At 67.4% G+C, this 3,191-nt stretch carries 4 protein-coding genes; 3 read left to right on the forward strand and 1 reads right to left on the reverse strand.

The annotated features are described in order from the left end of the window. Positions 1-330: uroporphyrinogen-III synthase (locus AC1D00_RS33325; protein ID WP_477013589.1), on the reverse strand; the 330-nt coding region annotated here is incomplete at its 3' end. A 151-nt stretch (positions 331-481) separates the two neighbouring features. Here AC1D00_RS33325 and tsaD point away from each other — a divergent pair. The 3 genes from tsaD (at position 482) to AC1D00_RS33340 (ending at position 3,103) form a co-directional block, all read left to right on the forward strand. Then, positions 482-1,555, forward strand: coding sequence for a tRNA (adenosine(37)-N6)-threonylcarbamoyltransferase complex transferase subunit TsaD (tsaD, locus tag AC1D00_RS33330; protein WP_135178586.1), 1,074 nt, complete (start codon positions 482-484; stop codon positions 1,553-1,555). A 2-nt stretch (positions 1,556-1,557) separates the two neighbouring features. After that, entirely contained in the window at positions 1,558-2,538 is a 981-nt protein-coding gene (locus AC1D00_RS33335) for an NAD(P)H-dependent glycerol-3-phosphate dehydrogenase (protein WP_135178587.1), read from the forward strand. A 151-nt stretch (positions 2,539-2,689) separates the two neighbouring features. Continuing rightward, positions 2,690-3,103: an EVE domain-containing protein gene (locus AC1D00_RS33340; RefSeq protein WP_167771510.1), complete on the forward strand. Its 414-nt coding sequence runs from the start codon at positions 2,690-2,692 to the stop codon at positions 3,101-3,103. Positions 3,104-3,191: the final 88 nt, after the last annotated feature.

A 3,191-nucleotide genomic window follows, 5' to 3' on the forward strand; every position in this document is an offset into this window, starting at 1 on the left:
TTGTATGACCTTGTCGCGCAGGGCCGCGGAATCGCCGCCGGCGATGATCACCTCGGCAAAGCCGGCGTCGCGCGCGGCAGTCGCGGTGTGCTCGCCGACCGCGAACAGCGGCAGCTTCAACAGGCCGAGATCCTGCAATTGCGGCGCGACGGCACGGATCGCATTGGCCGATGTGACGATGATGGCGCTATAGTTCGCCTCGCTCTCGTCGTGGAAAGCGACCGGCTCGAACTTGAGCACGGGCGCGAGCAGCACCACATGCCCCCGCGCGCGCAAATTGTCCGCCGTCGCCTCATTTTCGGGATGCGGCCGTGTGACAAGAATGGACATCGCCTGTGTTCCCGAACCGCGTGACGGTGACGCATTCGCAAGGACGGCTGCGCGTGACGATTGCGCAAGCCGACCCCGGAATGCTACCGGACGTACCAGAACTCTGCTTTCCGGATGAGCGCAAGGGCGCAAATTGGATAACAATTCGCCAATGCTGGTATTGGGCATCGAAACCACCTGCGACGAGACCGCCGCGGCCGTGATCGAGCGCGCGCCTGACGGCAGCGGCAAGATCCTGTCCAACATCGTGCGGTCGCAGGTCGAGGAGCATGCCCGTTTCGGCGGCGTGGTGCCGGAGATTGCCGCCCGCGCGCATGTCGACCTGCTCGACGGCATCATCGACCGCGCCATGCGCGAGGCCGGCATCGACTTCGCCCAGCTCAATGGCGTCGCGGCGGCCGCGGGACCGGGCCTGATCGGCGGCGTCATCGTCGGGCTCACCACCGCGAAGGCGATCGCGTTGGTGCACGACACGCCGCTGGTCGCGGTGAACCATCTGGAGGCGCACGCGCTGACGCCGCGCCTCACCGACGGAATCGAATTTCCGTACTGCCTGTTCCTCGCCTCCGGCGGCCATACCCAGATCGTCGCGGTCACCGGCGTCGGCCAATATGTGCGGCTCGGTACCACGGTTGACGACGCCATCGGCGAAGCCTTCGACAAGGTCGCGAAGATGCTGGGCCTGCCCTATCCCGGCGGACCGCAGGTCGAGCGCTCGGCGGCAAGCGGCGATGCCGCGCGCTTTGCCTTTCCGCGGCCGATGCAGGGCAGGCCGGATGCCAACTTCTCGCTGTCGGGATTGAAGACCGCGGTGCGCAACGAAGCGAGCCGTATCGCCGAGATCACGCCGCAGGACATCAGCGATCTCTGTGCAAGCTTCCAGGCCGCCGTGCTGGACTCGACGGCCGACCGGCTGAGTGTCGGCTTGAGACTTTTCCGCGAACAGTTCGGCGCGCCGCGTGCGCTCGTGGCCGCCGGCGGCGTCGCCGCCAATCAGGCGATCCGCGGCGCGCTGCACGACGTCGCGCGGCAGGCCGGGACGCAACTGATCATGCCGCCGCCCGCGCTCTGCACCGACAACGGCGCGATGATCGCCTGGGCCGGCGCCGAGCGGCTCGCGCTGGGAATGACCGACACGATGGAAGCCCAGCCCCGCGCACGCTGGCTGCTCGACGCGAATGCGACAGCGCCCGCGGGCTACGGCAAGACGCGAGCGGGATTCTAGCGATGACCGCGTTCCAATCCGTTGCGGTGATCGGAGCGGGCGCCTGGGGTACGGCGCTGGCGATGGTGGCAGCGCGGGCCGGGCGGAGCGTCACGCTCTGGGCCCGCAACGCCGAGCATGCGGCGCGGATTGCATCGACCCGCGACAATCCACGGCTGCCCGGCGTGCGCCTCGCGCAGGAAATTGTCGTGACGAGCGAGCTGGCGCTCGCCGCGCGCGCGGACATGCTTCTGATCGCAACGCCGGCGCAGCATCTGCGCGGCGCCGTCAACATGCTGGCCACGCATCTGACGACGCAGACGCCTGTCGTCGCCTGTGCCAAGGGCATCGAGCACGGCACCCACAAATTCATGACCGACGTGATCGCTGAAGCCGCACTGCACGCGCAGCCGGCGATCCTGTCGGGCCCGAGCTTTGCCGACGACGTCGCACGCGGCCTGCCGACGGCGGTGACGCTGGCGGCCAAGGAGGAAGAGCTGGCCAGCAGCCTGGTGCAGGCGCTGGGCTCGCCGACGTTCCGGCCCTATCACTCCACCGACGTCCGCGGCGTCGAGATCGGCGGCGCCGCCAAGAACGTGCTGGCGATCGCCGCCGGAATCGTGGTCGGCCGCAACCTCGGGGCCTCCGCGCTCGCCGCGCTGACCACGCGCGGCTTCAGCGAGCTGGCACGGCTCGGCCGCGCCTGCGGCGCGCGCACGGAAACGCTCTCGGGCCTCTCCGGCCTCGGCGATCTGCTGCTGAGCTGTTCGACCGCGCAATCGCGCAATTTCGCGCTCGGCATCGCGCTCGGCCGCGGCGAGGCGGCGCCGGCGGGCAAGCTTGCGGAAGGCGCATTCACCGCGCCGGTGCTGGTCGAGCTCGCGGCCGCACGGAACGTCGACATGCCGGTCTCGCAAGCGGTCGCTGCCATCCTCGACAACAAATTGACGATCGACGCCGCGATCGAAGGGCTGTTGACGCGGCCGTTCAAGGCCGAGGAATGACATCTTCCGTCATGCCCGCTCTTGTCTCGGGCATCCACGTCTTGATATTGAACACGGAAGCAGAGACGTGGATGGCCGGGCATAGGCGAGCGGAAGCGACGCCGTCCTTCGGACGGTTATGCCCAGCCATGATGAACGGATAGGGCGCGTGATGAACTACTGGCTGGTGAAATCCGAACCGTCGGTGTGGTCCTGGGATCAGCAGGTGGCGAAGGGCGCCAAGGGCGAAGCCTGGACGGGGGTGCGCAATTACACCGCGCGCCAGAACCTCGTCGCCATGAAGAAGGGCGACAAGGCGTTCTTCTATCATTCCAACGAGGGCAAGGAGATCGTCGGCATCGCGGAGGTCATCAAGGAGGCCTATCCCGATCCGACCGACAAGACCGAAAAATTCGTCTGCGTCGACATCAAGGCCGACAAGCCGCTGAAGACGCCGGTGACGATGGTCGCGATCAAGGCCGAGAAGAAGCTCGCCGACATGGCGCTGGTGAAATATTCGCGCCTGTCGGTGCAGCCGGTCACGGCGGAGGAGTGGAAGCTCGTCTGCAAGATGGGCGGGGTTTAGTTGCTGCCGTAGCCCGGATGCRACATCCGGGATGGTCCGGTCCCGCATGTCGCTGCGCTCATGCGGGCTACGCTATCCGACTCACGTC

It is taken from the genome of Bradyrhizobium sp. P2_E8 (assembly GCF_056403875.1).

What these genes read in the sequence shown, in the direction of transcription:
- tsaD (WP_135178586.1), top strand. Translation starts at nt 482, where the DNA reads ATGCTGGTATTGGGCATCGAAACCACCTGCGACGAGACCGCCGCGGCC.
- AC1D00_RS33335 (WP_135178587.1), top strand. Translation starts at nt 1,558, where the DNA reads ATGACCGCGTTCCAATCCGTTGCGGTGATCGGAGCGGGCGCCTGGGGT.
- AC1D00_RS33340 (WP_167771510.1), top strand. Translation starts at nt 2,690, where the DNA reads ATGAACTACTGGCTGGTGAAATCCGAACCGTCGGTGTGGTCCTGGGAT.